This window comes from Paenibacillus sp. LK1 (assembly GCF_002750415.1).
GTDB classification, from domain to species: Bacteria; Bacillota; Bacilli; order Paenibacillales; family Paenibacillaceae; genus Paenibacillus; species Paenibacillus taichungensis.
This window is the reverse complement of record NZ_PEII01000002.1, coordinates 691,534-708,291: the sequence shown is the minus strand read 5'-3', so window position 1 is coordinate 708,291 and position 16,758 is coordinate 691,534. Positions and strand designations below refer to the sequence as shown.

The following is a 16,758-nucleotide window of genomic DNA, read 5'->3' as shown; positions in this document are numbered from 1 at the left end:
ACAATGAGCAAGAAGTTCAAGTTGCTCTTTGAGGAGTGAGGAATCATGAGTCAGACTATCATCAGGGATCTTATTCAGTATATGGACGTGGAGGACAACGCCGCCATTCAATACATTCAGACCGAGCATCGGTTGAAACTGGGACTCTTCTGGGGAATCAAGGAAGGCAGCCGCGTTCTGGAAATCGGTTGTGGTCAGGGAGATACAACGGCCGTGCTTGCACATCTGGTGGGGGAGCATGGGTACGTTCATGGTGTAGATATTGCACCAGAGGATTATGGTGCACCACTGACCGTAGGGGAAGCGGCAGCCAAGCTGCTGAAATCTCCGCTGGGTGACCGAATTCGAATGGATTATGAGTTTGACATCCTAAGTGATCAGGCTCAATTCGCCGAGAATGAGTTTGATGTGATCGTGCTTTCCCATTGTTCATGGTACCTGAAATCGTTTGACGAACTCGCCCAGATTCTTAGCAAGGTTAGGACGTGGGGACATCAGCTATGTTTCGCCGAATGGGATACACGAGTTACAGATGTGAGCCAGCTCTCACATTGGTTATCCGTTCTGATTCAGTCCCAGGTCGAATGTTACAAGGAGAACAGCTTTTCCAATGTGCGCACGCTCTTTACACCGGAGGATATCCAAGAGCTTGTCTCTGCGGCGGGGTGGACCATTAAGGAAGAGATTTCAATCCATTCTCCCGAACTGCAGGACGGTCGTTGGGAAACCGAAATGACACTGGCAGAAGCGCCTGTGGAACTGCAAATGCTTCCGATCCCGGACAAAGTAAAAACACTTCTACTTTCCGAACTGAAATTACTTAGGACACATCATGCGACGGGGCCTGGGAGTCCACTGGGAACGTATGCGATTGTTGCCAAAAAGCAGTAAAAAAATAGCCATTTGCAGCAATTTATAAAAAAAACGTCTATCGACGTACTTTCACAGAAGACAGACCGCATTTAGCTGAAGTTTTTCTTGCGATAATTGAATCGTTCAGCTCCGCTGAGAACGTATAAATTCCATGATCTAAAAAAATGTGTTTACTTCACGATGGTAATTTTGATATTATAATCGCAATATCAAATGCGATGAAGAGATGAGTAGATAAAAGGTTTCTTTCACAGAGAGCTCCGGCAGCTGAAAAGGGGTAAAGAATTTTTTGTTGAATAAAGACTCAGAGCAGCACATCGGAACTTTAAGGATTGAGGGATGGTGTGACAGGAGCTCCTGTTACAGAGCGAGAGTATATGCGGATTACGGCATAATTGAATGCAGTTATCCTTAATAACTCGAAGAGGCTGGTATGGCGACATATTGGCGAATCTGGGTGGTACCACGAGTGTAACAATCTCGTCCCTGAGACTTTTGTCTTGGGGATGGGATTTTTTGGTTTTTCCGGGATGTTGGCTACACGCTTTGGAAACGCCTGAATAGTGTTTAATAAGAGGAAACTCACACCGAAAGGAAATGATGATTTTATGTCAGCAAAATTGAAAGTCGGTATCGTCGGAGGAACGGGGATGGTAGGTCAGCGTTTTGTGGATCTGCTCAATGAACACCCATGGTTTGAAGTAACGGCTATTTCAGCAAGTGCCAACTCGGCAGGCAAAACATACGAAGAATCCGTACAAGGCAGATGGAAACTCGCTGCTGCGATCCCGGAAGCAGTGAAAAACATCGTTGTGCAGGATGCTTCCCAAGTTGAAGCTTTTGCAAGCCAGGTTGATTTTATATTCTGTGCTGTAGATATGAAAAAGAATGAAATTCAAGCGCTCGAAGAGGCTTATGCCAAAACGGGAACTCCGGTTGTTTCCAACAACTCGGCTCACCGCTGGACAGCGGATGTACCCATGGTCATTCCGGAAATTAACCCGGGACATCTGGACGTGATTGAAGCTCAACGCAAACGTCTTGGAACGAAAACCGGATTCATCGCAGTTAAACCCAACTGCTCGATTCAGAGCTATGTGCCAGCACTGCACGCCTTGCGTGAGTTCAACCCGACTCAGGTTGTAGCTTCCACGTATCAAGCAATCTCCGGAGCAGGTAAAAACTTTACGGACTGGCCAGATATGCTCGATAATGTCATTCCATACATCGGTGGAGAAGAAGAGAAAAGTGAGCAGGAACCACTGCGGATCTGGGGTAGCATCGAAAATAATCAAATCGTCAAAGCATCTGCTCCATTAATTACAACACAATGTATTCGTGTACCGGTAACGGATGGGCATCTGGCAACCGTGTTTGTGAACTTCGAGAAAAAACCAAGCAAAGACGAAATTCTGGAGCGTTGGTTGCAGTTCAAAGGTCGCCCGCAAGAGCTGGCTCTGCCAAGCGCACCAAAACAATTCATTACGTACTTCGAAGAAGAGAACAGACCACAGACGAAACTGGATCGTGATATCGAGCGCGGTATGGGCGTTTCAACGGGCAGACTGCGTGAGGACTCCCTGTATGATTACAAGTTTGTAGGACTGTCTCACAACACACTGCGCGGAGCAGCAGGCGGTGCTGTATTGATCGCTGAATTGCTCAAAGCTGAAGGATATATTCAGCCGAAATAAATAGTTAGTGTAAATAGGAATAGAAGTAATAGAATATCACTGACAGGTAACCCCTTTTAGTAGACAAGAGTATGAGCATCTGAGAAGATGAATTTATTTTTGTTGAACAGAGGGGTATTTTAAATTCAAACCGTTTTGCTTCGGTATTTGGATGACATCGTTACTAAACATATCCGTTACTAGGGAAGAAGGGATCTGCTCATGTCGTTACAATCATCATTCTATGAAGGGCAAAACCAATATGGTAAATATTACATTGTAAATTCATGAGATTTCCGGTATTTTTATTAACGGAAAACTTTTATTTATAAAGTAGAAGTAGATTGTCTTAGCAGGTAGCAATTGAAATGAAGAAGAAAGGAGGAAGAAATATTATGTCAGAAGTTGCTAGTCAAAGAGTACATAAGCCAGGACCACCACCAGTAAGTTTCGGTAGTTGGATGCTCACATTGTTCCTTATGATGATTCCGCTTGTAAACATTATTATGTTGTTTGTTTGGGCATTTGGAGATTCCAACCCTTCGAAAGCCAATTATGCCAAAGCAGCGTTGCTGTGGGCAGCGATCGGAATTGTTGTGTATATTCTTGTGTTCGTACTTATCATTGGAGCTGGAATTTCGCTCTCGGATTACTAAGTTTATGAATACGTAGCTTGATAAAGTTTCAACTCGAACGCCGACAATAATGTCGGCGTTTTTTAATTTTGTTTTTTCTCATGTTCGTTGATTAGGTACACATTTCGTTAGTTGTAGTTCTATTCGATGAAGAAGATTGGGATTACGATAGAAATATCAAGCGACGAAGTGGGTGATGAGGAAAATGAAGAAAGTAAATGTGCCAGACCACCCACAATTGTTGGGAAAGGGAGTTACACAGACCAAATCGGTTTCAGGGTGGAAAAGGTTTATGGGACAGTGGGAGTTTCAGGTTATGATCTGGCCTGCTCTGTTATTCTTGCTGATCTTCAGCTATGGACCCATGTGGGGGATTTTTATTGCGTTCCAGGATTACAATTTGTTCGCAGGCGTGAAGAATAGTCCGTGGGTTGGATTCATGCATTTTCGCATGTTCTTTGAATCTCCGGAATTCTGGAGCGTGATGCGAAATACATTTGCCATCAGTTTGCTCAAGCTGTGTATCGGTTTTCCTGCGCCGATCATCTTGGCCCTGATGTTAAATGAAGTGGCAGGCAAGTTCAAACGAGTCGTTCAGACAGTCACTTATGTTCCTCATTTTATGTCATGGATCGTAATCTCTGGGCTCGTATTCTCTATGCTTGCGGTGGATAATGGGGCGGTTAATGAGCTTCTGATCGCACTAAATCTCATTCATGAGCCGGTTAACTGGATGTCCACACCCGAGTATTTCTGGGGAATCCTTGTATCCTTAAATGTCTGGAAAGAGATTGGCTTCGGTTCGATTGTCTATCTAGCGGCCATTATCGGCATTGATCCCGCCCAATATGAATCTGCTTCCATCGATGGAGCGAGCCGTTTCCAACAGATCTTTCGAATTACAATCCCGAATATTATGCCGATTATGATGATCTTTCTGATTTTGGGGATTGGTAACATTCTAAATGCAGGGTATGAAGATATTCTGGTACTGACAAAAAACCTGAGTAATGGCATCGTTCTTCCCGTTGCGGATGTAATCGACACCTATGTCTATCAGATGGGAATTGTTAATCAACGATTCTCCTATGCAACCGCGGCTGGATTATTCAAATCGTTATTAAGTGTAACATTGTTGGTTGTAGCGAACACATTGGCAAGAAAGTTCGGAAAAACTAGCTTGTGGTAAAACCGCGAGTGAAAGAGTGGGAGATCGTCTATGAAACTGTCTGCAGGAGATCGTATTCTCAAAATCGTGATCTATGCGCTGTTGAGCATTCTGGCATTTATTACTTTTTATCCGTTCTGGAATTCCCTTGTCTTGTCGTTGAACGTAGGTTCCGATACCTCCTCAGGTGGGATCACCTTTTGGCCAAGACAATTTACGTTGGAGAATTATGCAGTTGTGTTCCAAGAAAAAAATATCTACAATGCGTATCTCATCACGATTCTTCGGACAGTAATTGGCACGGTATGTGCACTGCTTTTTACATCTTTATTCGCTTATGCGATGTCCAAAAAAGGGATCATGTTCAAGAAAACCTACATGATTCTTGCCGTAATAACCATGTTCTTTAGCGGAGGAATTATTCCGTACTTTATCCTTGTCTATCACCTTCAATTATATGATACGTTCTTATTCCTCGTGCTTCATGGCATGGTTAACGTGTATAACATGATCATCTTCCGTACCTTTTTTATGGAACTTCCGGACGGGCTGGAGGAATCGGCCAAAATGGACGGATGCAGCAATTTTGGTGTATTTTTTCGAATTGTGCTACCTGTATCCGGCCCCGTGATGGCGACCCTAGGACTTTTTACTGCTGTATTTTTGTGGAATGACTGGTTTATCCCGGCGGTATTCATCAGCAATCAAAATTTGATCCCTCTGCAAACGTTGCTGGTCCAGATTATCAACGCAGGAACAACGGCTTCGCTGATGACCAATCTGAACAGTTATGCGCAAAGTATGGTGCAAAATACAGTTACCGTAAAATCCTTGCAGATGGCTACGATGATGGTGGCCACGCTACCTATTCTCATGATCTATCCATTTTTACAGAAGTATTTTGTGAAAGGTGTTCTGGTAGGCTCACTTAAAGAGTAGTTTGCTCGCAAAATGGTTATGAAGCCTTCTTGTCTGACGGACAGGAAGACGTGTAACATACAAATGTATAAGAGAGGGGCAAGGCAAATATGGAACGAAAACAACAAAAACGACGTAAATCACTGCGCTGGCTTCACCTTTCGGCATTAAGTGCAGTACTAATGATCAGTGGATGTACAGGAGGCGAGGAGGGGGCAAGTCCATCTGTAAATGAAAGCGCAAACACCAAAGAGCAGATAAAGACAGGTGAAACCGTCTCTCCAAATGCGGATGCAAAATCAAAAGTAAGACCAGTCAGCTTCACCCAATTTGTCAATTATGACTGGTACACAGCTCCAACATGGGAAGAACGCCCACATGGCAAATGGATAACAGACGAGCTTGGTGTTGTGATGGAACCTGTACAATCCAACGGAGCGGCTGCGACCAAACTCAATTCCATGATTGTTGCCAAAAAACTTCCTGATGCCATAGTACTTGACCGAGGCAAAGACGTTGAACGACTAGTCAGTGCAGGTCAGCTAGTAGCGCTTGACCCTTATCTGGAGAAGTATCCCGAGTTTGTAAAGACAATCGGGGAAGAGACGATAAATATGCTCCGCAGTGCGGACGGTAAGTTATACCAAATTCCGAACTGGTTTATTAGTGGTGATAACGGAAATGGCAATGCAGCCTATCTTGTGAATCGTAAAATTTACAAGGAATTGGGATCACCGAAGGTGGAAACCTGGAGCGAGCTTGAGGCTTATCTGAAGCAGGTAAAGGAGCGGTATAACGGCAGTATCGTTCCGATTGATTTTGGGGAAATGCGTGACAGTGAATCTCAGATGATCAGCATGCTCTATAGTGGAGCAGCGGAAGATCGCACAGGTGGATTTATTTCACCGGGTTCTGGAGGTGTATTTGGTGTACCGCAGGGGGATCAGCTAAGTTCTATTTACACAGATCCTGCTTTTGAACAAACCGTCATGTATGCAAGTCGTTTATTCCGTGAGGGATTAACTTCTAAAGATGCGTTTACCCAGACACGTGATCAAATTTTGGAAAAACTGAAAAATGGTAAAGTCGCTGTATTCAGTGCCTTTGATTCGGTGGTCGAAGGGATAGGGCGTGAAGCTAACAACCATCTGCAAGCTGCCGACCTGGAAGCGGGATATGATGTCATCTGGCCGGTGCATGCCGATGGCGTGGACAAAAACAAGGTGTATCCGAGTGGATACAATACGCTCGGCTGGAACGTGAATGTCATTACGAAGAATGCCAAGGATCCGGAAGCCATTTTTGCTTATATGAACTGGGCGATCAGTGAAGAAGGCCAGCAAGTCCTCTTTTTTGGGCCGAAAGGATTGTTCTATGATGAGGTTAAAGACGGCGTTCCGATCCCGAATGAAGCCTATGTTAACCGTGATCCGAAGAAATATGACGAAATGAAGATTGGAGAGTTTAACTGGTACGGTAACACAAGTTACGTCGATGTGGTCAAAGCCAAACGGGAAGAACTTCTGCCCGAAGAAGCACAAGACTGGACAACGGTTGCCCAGTCCACCGTTTCCTTTAAAACGTCCAAAAACATGACTGAATTCTCCAATCTGGATCCTCTTGCAACTTCGGAAGAAGGGATTATTCTCCAAAGGTTGAAAGATTATTATAAGCAGGTCATTCCTCGTCTTGTATTCGCCGGAAATGATGAAGAAGTGAAGAGTATTCTGGCGGAGGCTCAGGCGGAATCTGTGAAGCTTGGATATGACAAAGTGCTGAAATGGAAAACCGCCAAATGGCAGGAGAATCTTAAAATTATGGGGAAATGATAATAGAACCAAGCTATACGATGTCAAAACGGTGGGTGTGCTGAGGCACGCCCTTTTATTCTCTATTAAGGAGTCGAACGATCATGTATAAAGCAGCGTTGGTCGATGACGAAAATTACGATCTGGTCGGTATGCGTGAACTTATTCCCTGGGACGAACTTAATATTGAGATCGCTTTCATGGGGAACAAACCACTTGCCGCATTGCATTACCTTCAGAATCATGATGTGGACATTCTCGTTACCGATATTAAAATGCCCGTAATGTCTGGCTTGGAGCTTGCCCGAATGGCACTTCAGAAACAGCCGGAGCTTAAAATCATATTTATCAGCGGTTATGAGGACTTTGATTATGCGAAACAGGCTATTCATTTGAAAGCAGATGGCTATATCCTGAAACCGGTGGATGACGATGAAATTAAGACAACTCTGCAAAAAATCGTTCATGTTCTGAGAGAAGAGAATGCCAGATTGGAGACAAACAATGGGAGCGATGCACTTGAGCATTTTGATTTTGTGAAACAGGATTTCTTGAAGCATCTCATGGAAGGTAGTATTGATGCGCCAACCTTGCAGTCCTTCACCCGGCTTTATCCACTTCCCCCACGAACGGAGACGGCCCATGCCGTTATTATAGAAATGGATCATATGCAGCACTTGTTCACAGATGAAGAATATGAACGATGGCATGAGCTGACTTTCCGCCAAATTACGTCCTGGATTGAAACTAAAAATTGGGGGGCATGGTGCCGATTGTCTACGGACCGAATTGGACTCATGTATTCCTATGATGCTGGGGATATAGAATTGAATCTGAACGAACTTATCCATTACATACGTGATCGGTCCCGCTTTACCATTACGGTCAGCTTTGGACAAAAAACGGATCGGGTTACCGAACTGCCGGTATCCTTTGATGAAGCGCGAAATTTAATCGGATGCAAAATGTTTCTTGGTAAAAATCGGCTTATCTCTCCAGGAGAGGTGCATGTTCCGCTTGTAAGAGATGTACTGGACGTAAATAGTCAGCTGGATCGGCTATTTACAGCGATGTCCACATATGATCTCGTCACGATCTGTGATGCCGTGGAGGAGCTGTTTGAGCATGTGCGGGCCTTTTCCGATTCGTCCAAAGTACACCATTTCTCTACTCATGTCCTGTCACGGCTCGAAGGATATTTGAATGCAGAGGCACAAGGTGATTTTCCTCACTTTGCAAAGTGGAAAGCAGAAGGGTTTGAGACCGTTCAGCAGTTCGACACGGTGGATGATATTAAATCCTGGCTAAGACGAACCGTGTTCGAATGGTCGGAACATATCTACTTGCGCAAGCAAAAGTCCAATTGGAAGTTATTCTCCGATATTGAACATTATGTTGGGCAGCGTCTGTCACAAGACGTAACTCTAAAGGATCTGGCTGCCCATTTCTCGTATTCTCCAAATCACCTTGGATTTCTGTTCAAGGATAAGGTAGGGGTCAATTTTAGTGATTATGTTGCTGCCCGGCGGCTTGAACATGCCAGGCATCTGCTGCAGACTACTAATCTCAAAATCTATGAGATCGCCGATCAGGTTGGTTATCGAAGTCTCACCTATTTCAGCCGATTGTTTAGGGAAACTTTTGGCATGAAGCCCGGCGATTTTAGAAAGCAGAGTTGATGCATGATACAACACAGCAATCGACGACGCTTCCTGCCCATTTTATATAAATTACTTATATCCAATCTGGCACTTGTAATTATCCCGATTATAGTCATTGGTTGTTATGCCTATATATCCTCAGCACGTTCAGTGGAGGAACATACACGAAATAACCTTGAGGTAGCAGTGAGTCAGATTCAAAGCAATGTGGAATACAGGGTAGGGGAGATTATTCGCAGTTCAGATGAAATCTATCAGGATCAGGGGTTATCAACGTTGCTTTCGGGCTATTATCTGGACTGGGAGAAGTATCAGGTGACAACGCAATATGTGATGCCAAGACTTGAATCGGCTACCAATCTGCCCAAATCCAAAATCAAGCTCTCCCTGTATTTGCATGCACCTACCATCAGTGAATTTTACTACAATGAAACGGAGCAGTCACTGATCGCTGGAGAAAGACAGTATGAGATTTTGCATACCAGCCGGATTGTGGATAAGGCATGGTACCAAAATCTGCGCATCGGTTACGACGAAATGAAATGGCAGCAAATTGAGAACGATGCCGAATACGGATATATCTCTTTGTTAAGACATGCCATTAATTACGAAACGTTTCAGTCCATTGGCCTTATTCGAGCTTCCGTTAAGTTGAAAGATATTTTTGAAGATGTTGACTTCAATCAATTAGGGGAAGGGACGAAGCTGTTTGTACTCGATCAGGATGAACAGCTCCTCTATTCGAGTTCGCCTGGCGGTTCCTTGCCTTATACTGCCGAGGAGTTGAATGAATCCCGTGATTATCTGAAAATCTCCAAACCGATTCACAATATTCCTGTTCAGATCGTTGCACTGGTCCCCAATGCATCCTTTAAGGACAATTCTCAGAAAGTTCGGAACGTGACCATCATCATATGTGCCATCAGCATTCTTGTCATGACCCTTGTCAGTTTCATTATGGCACGTATGTTCTCCAGCCGCCTCTCCAAACTCGTAGTATCACTTGAAGCTTTCAAAGAAGGGGAACTACAACGGCGAATTCAATACACAGGTAATGATGAGTTTGCCATTATTGCGGAGTCTTTTAACGAAATGGCTTCCACTACAGAGCAATTGATTGATGAAGTCTATACGAGCAAGCTGGAGAAGAAGGAAGCAGAACTGCAAATTTTGCATTCAAAAATAAATCCTCACTTTTTATACAACACGTTTTCTTCGATTAGCCGCATGGCAAAGCTTGGGGAAATTGATAAGCTGCATGAGATGATTCGTGCGCTGGCGAAGTTTTATCGTCTTACCCTAAACAAGGGAGAAATGCTGATTCAAGTCGAGAAAGAGCTTCACATTGTTAGAACGTATCTTGATATTCAAAATATTAAATATGCAGAACGAATTCATTATCAGTTAGAAGCTGAACCGGAAACTTTAGGGCTGGAAACAGTTAAATTCATACTGCAACCGTTTGTCGAAAATGTGCTGGAACATGCCTGGTATGACGATGAGATCAAGATTCATATTAAGGTAAAAAAGCAGGCAGAACATGTACACATTGAAGTGCACGACAATGGACTTGGGATGAAACAGGAGATTATAGACGCAATTTTCACCGAAGGAGCAGGTGGTATAGGATACGGAATACGCAACGTGGACCAGAGGATCAAACTTCATTATGGCAAGGACTATGGTGTGAGTATTCGTAGTGAAGTGGGAACAGGTACGGTAGTTACGATTGTTTTTCCGATTAAGTCTCCGCCTTCCAGACAGGAGTAGTTCCGTGCAAAGTTACACTTATCGTTGCTCGGTATAGTATTTTTTGTAAGCGTACCCAATTTAAAATGAAAAGGAGCCGATACATCTTCATATTCCACATCATGACTTCGGTACCTATCACCCATTGAAGGGGGTATTTTAAGACATGGCATCAAGAAGTAAAAGAAGAGCATTTGCTGGCAAAGGATTGGCGATTGCATTGATCGCTGCATTATTTACCACCTTGTTTCCGGGCTTTGTCCCGTCCAAAGCTCAGGCTGAACCTGCATCCTATCTATTGTCTAGCAATCGACCAGCTTATGCTTCATCAACTGAAGGGAATAATACGGCGAATCTCGCCGTTGACGGTTCCAGTGGAACGAGATGGTCGAGTGCCTGGGGCAAAGATCCACAGTGGCTGTATGTAGATCTGGGTGACACTGCTACGATTGACAAAGTACGCATCCAATGGGAGGGAGCATATGCCAAGGCTTATCAAGTTCAGGTTTCAACCGATGAAGTGAACTGGACTGACATCTACAATACAGCTACAGGCAATGGCGGGACTGATGAGCTCACCGTTAATGGAAGCGGCCGCTACGTACGTGTATTAGGGACAGAAAGGGCCCTCGCCAACTATGGTTACTCGATCATTGAATTGGAAGTATACGGAACGGGTGGAACCGGTGTACCACCTGTTACATATGGACCGGATGTGGCTCAGGGTAAGCAGGTTACCGTCTCTTCCTATGAACAATCCGATTATCTGCCCCCTGGGGCAACACTTCCGGAGAATGCAGTCGATGGGAATTCCTCTACCCGATGGGGTTCGAATCATACGGATGACGAATGGATCTATGTGGATTTGGGCAGCAAGCGGAACATTGGACGAGTGGTTCTGAACTGGGAAGGGGCTGCAGGACGTGCCTTTGATCTGCAAATCTCCGATGATGCCACTGCCTGGACTACCGTGTACCGGGAGCTGCATGGCAATGGAGGGAAACAGGATATTTCGATGTATGCATCCGGACGTTATGTCAAAATGCAAGGCATCGGAAGAGCGACCAATTTTGGCTACTCTCTGTTTGATTTTGAAGTATACGACTATGTAGACGGAACGCCGAAGCCATCCTACCCTATCCCTGAATTGCCAAGTCCCAGCACGGTTCAGGTAGGGAAGGGTAGTTATCTGACGAATGACATCCGTATGCCTCAGCCCAAATATCCTTCCTATAAAACGGATAACGTTCAAGCACCTATCGCGTCTAATGACTGGTGGCAATCCCTGCTTATTAAGCCGCTCAGCGATTCCATTATTACACTGCCACTCAAATCCAAGTTCTACCCCCAAGGGCTCGGGCTTTTGAACCCAGGGGAAGGATGGATTAATGGAGATGGAAGTGCAGTGAATGCAGACGGCAACCCGGATCTGTATTTTATGTCCACCAATATTAATGCCAATAATATGGAAACCCGAGTAAGCGGGTACAGCGATTATGCGGTAGATACGATTTTGAGTGACGATGCTTCAGCAAAAATGAAAACGACCTTTGTAAAGGGTTCACCATATGTATTTATGGAATTCAACAATCCTAACACAGCCGAAATCTTTTCTTCACTCATTACCAAAGTCGTGAATGGTAATGGAGAAACGGTATTGCAATCGGATGGTGATACCTTTACGGGGGATCATATTGGCATTCAGTTGGAGAATCAAAGTGGCGATCCGGCTGGGGGAAAAGAGGAACGGTACTACGGAATATTTGCCCCAGAAGGAACTGTATTCAAAAAAGCGGGAGCCAAGATCAAACTCCAGCTTGGAGGCGGGAAAGGTTATCTATCCGCAGCGACAATGCCGTCTTTAACGGATCTAAATCAATTCCATGAGCACGCTTATGCCTTTGTAACGAACACAGAGGTTACTTATAACTATAACGAGCAAACGTCTACCGTTACGACCAACTTCAAAGCCGAGACCGAAGTGAAGCGTCCAGGGTTCTCACCGAACACATTGCAGGCCCTATATCCACATCAATGGAAAATTACGAATTCTCCACTTACTTCGCTCACATATCCGTCCATTCGAGGAACGTTGAAAGTGCGGGAAGGAAACCAGTTTACGGTGGAGGATCATTTCTACGGCATGGTTCCCCAGTTCACGGAACCTACCAATGCAGAATACAACCGAGAAGAGATGGTAGCCTATCTCGAAATGCTCAAAACGGAGACAGACAACAATCTGATGGCTGCTGACGCTTACTGGCAAGGCAAAAAACTTCATCCTCTTGCCATGGGTGTACTTGCGGCGAACGAAATGGGAGAGACCGTCTACCGTGACCTGTTCCTTTCCCGCATGAAAGAGATTCTGGTCGATTGGTATACGTACACAGCAGGTGAACCTGATTATTTCCTCTATTACAATGATGATTGGGGAACGATGTACTACAAGACAAGTGAGTTTGGTGCTAACTATGGAATTACAGATCATCATTTCACTTATGGGTATTATGTATTTGCATCAGCAGTGTTGGCTACTTTTGATAAACAGTTCCGGGCAGACTATGGTGATATGGTGGATCATCTTATTCGGGATTATGGCAATCCGTCCAAGAACGATCCGTTGTATCCGTCTTTCCGCAGTTTTGATCCTTATCAGGGCCATTCCTGGGCAGGAGGCTATGCAGATAATGATAGTGGCAACAATCAGGAAGCTGCTGGTGAATCCCTCTTTGGCTGGGTAGGGCAGTATATGTGGAGCTTGTTAACCAAAGATCAGGATTTCCGAGATGCTGCGATTTACGGATTCACAACTGAACTGAAGGCAATTGAGCAATACTGGTTCAACTATGATGGAGATAATTGGCTCGATGAATGGAAACACGCTTCTGTAGGGCAAGTCTATGGAAGTTCGTATTTCTTTGGTACCTTCTTTAGCGGTGAACCGGTTCATATTTATGGTATTCACTGGCTGCCAACCAGTGAATATCTGACCAGTTATGGTCTGGACAAAACGAAGGCTGCTGGCTTGTATAACGGATTTGTTGCCGATAACGGTGGACCTGAACGAGAATGGCAGCATATTGTATGGCCTATTCAGGCGCTAAGTGATCCGTCTGAAGTGCTTGCCAAGTGGAATGCTTCATCGATGCAAAAAAATGAAGTTTTTAATACGTACTGGTTCGTAAACAGTATGGCAACACTTGGTGAACGGACGAAAGACATCTGGGCCACCGGATGGAGCAGTGCAACCGTCTACAAGAAAAATGGAACATATACTGCACAAATCTGGAATCCGACAGATGAGAGTGTAACGGTCACTTTCAAAAATGCATCTGGGACCACTGGAAAAGCTGTTGTTGGGCCTAAGTCTCTGGTAAGAGTCGATCCAACCCAAAATACGCAAGTTTTTGATTCCTGGATTCCCTGGAACGGAGAAAACGGAGGAAATGAAGGTGGAGAAGATGGAGGGGATACGAACGTTAATTTTGCACTTAACAAAAATGTGACCGTTTCTTCAACGGAAGAGCCTTTTGTTGGCAATAATGCAGTCGATGGCAATCCCGAGACACGTTGGAGTTCCGGATTTGGAGATACCCCGGAGTGGATTACGATTGATCTGGGAGAGGCCAAGCAAGTAAAACGCATCAAGCTGAATTGGGAAGCAGCCTATGCTACAGCTTATCGTATTGACGTATCGGAAGATGGTACCGTTTGGAAGGAAGTGTATCATACGCAAGAGGGCAAAGGTGATCTGGAAGAACTTGCGGTGAACGGAAAAGGAAAATATGTGCGACTCACGGGAGAGAAACGAGCCACCCAATATGGGTACTCACTCTATGAAGTGGAAGTGTATGGTAGAGACTAGACGTTCACAATGTTCTAGACACGGGAACAGCAGATCAGTATATTCTGATCTGCTGTTTGTGTTTAGAGCATGTTTAAGATAAAACGGTACAATGGGGATTCGCATTTAGGCTGCAGACGTCTTATCAGCATTGTGAAGAGTCTGCGAACGACGCCCAAGCAGATAGCCTGCAAGCGAGGCCAACATCTGCTGGAATACCATGCCGAGTACAACCGGGACGGCAACCGGTGGAGGGAAATAGGATACGGCAAGTACCGCTCCCGCACTAATATTGCGCATGCCTCCGTTGAACACAAGTGCAACCTGATCGGCTTCATTCCAACCGAGTAATCGGGCAACGAAGTAGCTTAGAGCATAGCCAAATGAGGCCAGAAAAATAATGATGGCTGCTAGACCAGCGAGCTGCCAGTTAAAGTCAGCCAAATAGGGAGCAACAACAGAACCATTAATCGCGACAACCGCTGCCATGAACAATTTGGAGAACGGATTCAGTCTGGGCCCCCAGACCGGAACAATGGCCCCTTTGGTCCATTCATTCAAAAGCATTCCGAGCAAGGAGGGGACAACGATCATCCAGAACAGACTGCTCATCATGGCTGCAATATCCAACGATACGCTAGTGCCAATCAGCAAGGATAACACACCGGGTACCACGAAAGGAGCAAGCATGGTGTCAATCAGGATAATCGACAGCGTCAGAGCGATATTGCCCCGATAGATGCTGACCCAGATAAAACTGCTCACACCTGTCGGAATAACGGCAGCCAGAACAAGGCCCGTTATCGTGTAGGCATCCGTTGGGAAGACCAGGTGACCCATGCCTAGAGCAATGAGAGGCATCGCCAGATGCAGAATAAACAGACAAACAAACAGTGGAAAAGGCTTCTTCAGCACGTTCACAAAATCCCGTATCCCGAGACTGATGCTTCCGGCAAACGTCATGAACGCAAAAAGCCATGGCGACAAAAAGGTATAAGAAGAAAGAAGACTCCCGCAAAGAACGCCAATAATAATGCTGATTGGGGTAATCAGTGGCATGATGCGGTTCAAGCGTACATTTAAGGCCTGAAGCATATTCATGACATCCCTTTACCGTATGATTCTTTTATTATACATGTTAATAACGCTGAGTGCAGACCCATTTGCAATGTAGCATACGGAGCAGTTATCATAAATCTGGAAGAAACACTTCAAGTTGAAGAAGGGGAGATAGTCATGATTAAAGGGAAAAGAAAGCACACATTGATGATGGCAGGCCTCATTGCGTCAAGTATTCTTGTGATATCCGCCTGTTCTGTTGTAGAACAAGCGAATCAAAGTTTGAATTACGTTAGTGGGGCTACTGATTATATAGAGAAAGTATCGAACGCTGGAGCCGAACTGCAAGAACTTGCATCTGGAGCGGTGAATAACCCGGAAATAACAACTCAGGTACAGGAGAAAATAGATCAGATTCAGGCGGAAGCCAGCGAATTCTCTCAGCTTACAGCACCAGTGATAGGGGAAACCATTCATGCAAATCTGGTCAGTTACAACAATCAATTAACCGAAGTGGTGGGTCAATTTGAGAATACGCTTGCAGAGCAGGGCTTTACGGCAGAAAACTGGGAGAAGACAGGGATTCCTGAATTGATCACCAATATTAATGGTTTAAAAGATCCGTTAAGCGGTCTTGGAATCGAAGCCAATTAAGATTTAAACAGTCTACGCCTTGAGCATTAGCAGGTTCATCTCATGGAAAAGGACGATATACCGGAGTGATGTTGATCACTTGTGGATATCGTCCTTTTTGTTTTTTCCAATATTAAGATGATGATTTGCCGCGAATTTTGGAACTTAGATCATCAATCTGTTCATCCAGTACATTTCCTGCTTTACTCAGAAACCCTGTAATAAGCTCCAGCTCTTCCTCAGTGTAAGTGGAAGCCAGTTTAACCATAGCTGCGTGAAGGGTGAGGTACGTGCTGCTGACCTCTTCCTTGTTTTCGTACAAAGGCACAATGATGACTTTACGGCGGTCATTGGGGTCATTTTCCCGGCGAACAAAGCCGTTCTTCTCAAGCCTGTCAATTAATGTCGTGACACTCCCTGTGGCCAGACCGGTAAGTTTTGACAGCTCACCTGCAGTGATTGGACCTTTCTCGCGCAGGATATCCACGGATATGAAATCGTTATTGTACAAGCCTAAAGAGGCAGCCACATGCTGCTGATATAAAACGGTTCGTGTACCCAGGCTCCGCATGCGCAACGTAAAATTCTCCTGTAATTCGGTAGATTGTTGTTCATGTTCTCTTGACAAAAGATAACCCTCCTCTTAAGATGACATATATCTTGATTATCGAGATATTAGATTAACAAGATAATAAATTTTGGAGATACTAGATTGACGTATGATTAATTTCAACTTA

12 protein-coding genes and 1 other annotated feature are annotated in these 16,758 nt (G+C 44.7%); of the genes, 10 read left to right on the top strand and 2 right to left on the bottom strand.

Annotation, left to right across the window (positions count from 1 at the left end; genetic code table 11):
* The first annotated feature begins 45 nt into the window (after positions 1–45).
* The 9 genes from CS562_RS06715 to CS562_RS06675 all read left to right on the top strand — a co-directional run bounded on the left by CS562_RS06715 (position 46) and on the right by CS562_RS06675 (position 14,350).
* Positions 46–891, top strand: a complete 846-nt coding sequence (locus CS562_RS06715; protein WP_099854500.1) for a class I SAM-dependent methyltransferase — start codon at positions 46–48, stop codon at positions 889–891.
* Positions 892–1,082: 191 nt separating this feature from the next.
* Positions 1,083–1,364 (top strand) — a binding site (T-box leader).
* Positions 1,365–1,481: 117 nt separating this feature from the next.
* Entirely contained in the window at positions 1,482–2,567 is a 1,086-nt protein-coding gene (gene asd, locus CS562_RS06710) for an aspartate-semialdehyde dehydrogenase (RefSeq protein WP_099854498.1), read from the top strand.
* A gap of 374 nt (positions 2,568–2,941) precedes the next feature.
* Positions 2,942–3,202 carry a hypothetical protein gene (locus CS562_RS06705; protein WP_257219408.1) on the top strand — a complete coding sequence of 87 codons (261 nt, stop codon included), beginning with the start codon at positions 2,942–2,944 and terminating at the stop codon, positions 3,200–3,202.
* Positions 3,203–3,473: 271 nt separating this feature from the next.
* Positions 3,474–4,370 (top strand): ABC transporter permease, encoded by an 897-nt coding sequence (locus tag CS562_RS06700; RefSeq protein ID WP_257219414.1) that lies wholly within the window; start codon positions 3,474–3,476, stop codon positions 4,368–4,370.
* Between the two features lie 30 nt (positions 4,371–4,400).
* Complete coding sequence (locus CS562_RS06695) at positions 4,401–5,288, top strand: carbohydrate ABC transporter permease (protein WP_076291116.1); 888 nt, start codon at positions 4,401–4,403, stop codon at positions 5,286–5,288.
* Between the two features lie 89 nt (positions 5,289–5,377).
* Positions 5,378–7,096 (top strand): extracellular solute-binding protein, encoded by a 1,719-nt coding sequence (locus tag CS562_RS06690; RefSeq protein ID WP_257219407.1) that lies wholly within the window; start codon positions 5,378–5,380, stop codon positions 7,094–7,096.
* An 83-nt stretch (positions 7,097–7,179) separates the two neighbouring features.
* Positions 7,180–8,754, top strand: a complete 1,575-nt coding sequence (locus CS562_RS06685; RefSeq protein WP_099854494.1) for a response regulator transcription factor — start codon at positions 7,180–7,182, stop codon at positions 8,752–8,754.
* Between the two features lie 3 nt (positions 8,755–8,757).
* Positions 8,758–10,506, top strand: coding sequence for a sensor histidine kinase (locus CS562_RS06680; RefSeq protein ID WP_257219406.1), 1,749 nt, complete (start codon positions 8,758–8,760; stop codon positions 10,504–10,506).
* A 145-nt stretch (positions 10,507–10,651) separates the two neighbouring features.
* Positions 10,652–14,350, top strand: coding sequence for a discoidin domain-containing protein (locus CS562_RS06675; RefSeq protein WP_099854492.1), 3,699 nt, complete (start codon positions 10,652–10,654; stop codon positions 14,348–14,350).
* A gap of 105 nt (positions 14,351–14,455) precedes the next feature.
* Here CS562_RS06675 and CS562_RS06670 read toward each other — a convergent pair whose 3' ends face one another.
* Positions 14,456–15,424 carry a bile acid:sodium symporter family protein gene (locus tag CS562_RS06670; RefSeq protein WP_063563531.1) on the bottom strand — a complete coding sequence of 323 codons (969 nt, stop codon included), beginning with the start codon at positions 15,422–15,424 and terminating at the stop codon, positions 14,456–14,458.
* Between the two features lie 141 nt (positions 15,425–15,565).
* On the opposite strand from CS562_RS06670, the gene CS562_RS06665 reads away from it, so the two are divergent.
* A complete protein-coding gene (locus CS562_RS06665; protein ID WP_099854490.1) occupies positions 15,566–16,042 on the top strand; it encodes a DUF6376 family protein in 477 nt (158 codons plus the stop codon).
* Between the two features lie 112 nt (positions 16,043–16,154).
* Here the strand turns inward: CS562_RS06665 and CS562_RS06660 are convergent, their stop codons facing one another.
* On the bottom strand, positions 16,155–16,592 hold the full coding sequence (locus CS562_RS06660) for a MarR family winged helix-turn-helix transcriptional regulator (protein WP_180287060.1): 438 nt from the start codon (positions 16,590–16,592) through the stop codon (positions 16,155–16,157).
* Between the last annotated feature and the right edge of the window lie 166 nt (positions 16,593–16,758).

Excerpts from the sequence above, each read along its gene's own strand:
- CS562_RS06665 (WP_099854490.1), top strand. The coding sequence starts at position 15,566 with ATGATTAAAGGGAAAAGAAAGCACACATTGATGATGGCAGGCCTCATT.
- CS562_RS06715 (WP_099854500.1), top strand. The coding sequence starts at position 46 with ATGAGTCAGACTATCATCAGGGATCTTATTCAGTATATGGACGTGGAG.
- CS562_RS06680 (WP_257219406.1), top strand. The coding sequence starts at position 8,758 with ATGATACAACACAGCAATCGACGACGCTTCCTGCCCATTTTATATAAA.
- asd (WP_099854498.1), top strand. The coding sequence starts at position 1,482 with ATGTCAGCAAAATTGAAAGTCGGTATCGTCGGAGGAACGGGGATGGTA.
- CS562_RS06670 (WP_063563531.1), bottom strand. The coding sequence starts at position 15,424 with ATGCTTCAGGCCTTAAATGTACGCTTGAACCGCATCATGCCACTGATT.
- CS562_RS06705 (WP_257219408.1), top strand. The coding sequence starts at position 2,942 with ATGTCAGAAGTTGCTAGTCAAAGAGTACATAAGCCAGGACCACCACCA.
- CS562_RS06690 (WP_257219407.1), top strand. The coding sequence starts at position 5,378 with ATGGAACGAAAACAACAAAAACGACGTAAATCACTGCGCTGGCTTCAC.
- CS562_RS06695 (WP_076291116.1), top strand. The coding sequence starts at position 4,401 with ATGAAACTGTCTGCAGGAGATCGTATTCTCAAAATCGTGATCTATGCG.
- CS562_RS06660 (WP_180287060.1), bottom strand. The coding sequence starts at position 16,592 with ATGCGGAGCCTGGGTACACGAACCGTTTTATATCAGCAGCATGTGGCT.
- CS562_RS06700 (WP_257219414.1), top strand. The coding sequence starts at position 3,474 with ATGGGACAGTGGGAGTTTCAGGTTATGATCTGGCCTGCTCTGTTATTC.
- CS562_RS06685 (WP_099854494.1), top strand. The coding sequence starts at position 7,180 with ATGTATAAAGCAGCGTTGGTCGATGACGAAAATTACGATCTGGTCGGT.
- CS562_RS06675 (WP_099854492.1), top strand. The coding sequence starts at position 10,652 with ATGGCATCAAGAAGTAAAAGAAGAGCATTTGCTGGCAAAGGATTGGCG.